The 568-nt window shown below is 33.6% G+C and carries 1 protein-coding gene; it reads left to right on the forward strand.

What is annotated here, in order from left to right; all coding sequences use genetic code 11:
* Positions 1–76 precede the first annotated feature (76 nt).
* Positions 77–568 (forward strand): ABC transporter ATP-binding protein (locus KA900_RS14575; protein ID WP_210139781.1); only part of this gene is annotated, 492 nt, incomplete at its 3' end.

Below are 568 nucleotides of genomic sequence, written 5' to 3' on the forward strand. Positions count from 1 at the left end.
AGCTAAAGGTAAGACATTGGAAAATATATTTAGACAGAATCAAAAATAAATGGCAATTTAACAAAGGGGGATATATATGCTAATTGATTTGAACAATATAGCAAGAAGAAAAGATGGAAAAGAAATTGTTCAAGGTGTGAGTTGGCAGATTAAAGAGGGAGAAAAATGGATGTTATATGGTTTGAATGGGGCAGGTAAGACGACACTATTGAATATTTTAAATGCCTATGAGCCAAATACGTCAGGTGAAATGACTTTATTTGGTATGAAGCCTGGAAACAAAGGATATTCTGCTGAAAATGTACGCCAGCAAATTGGATTTGTATCTAGTAGTTTAATGGATCGTTTTCAAGATGGTGAAATTGTTTTAGATGTAGTAATGAGTGGGATATTTAAGTCAATCGGTGTGTTTCAGGATGTACAACAACAACACATAGATTTGGCAAAACAATATTTAAAGCAAATGGGAATGACTCAATTTGAAAATCAATATTATGGTTATCTTTCTACTGGAGAGCGTCAAAAAGTGTTGATAGCAAGAGCTTTGATGGGGAGCCCTAAACTTTTA

Origin of the sequence: Staphylococcus sp. GDY8P120P (assembly GCF_017892065.1) — a bacterium.
In the GTDB taxonomy this organism is placed as follows: Bacteria; Bacillota; Bacilli; order Staphylococcales; family Staphylococcaceae; genus Staphylococcus; species Staphylococcus nepalensis.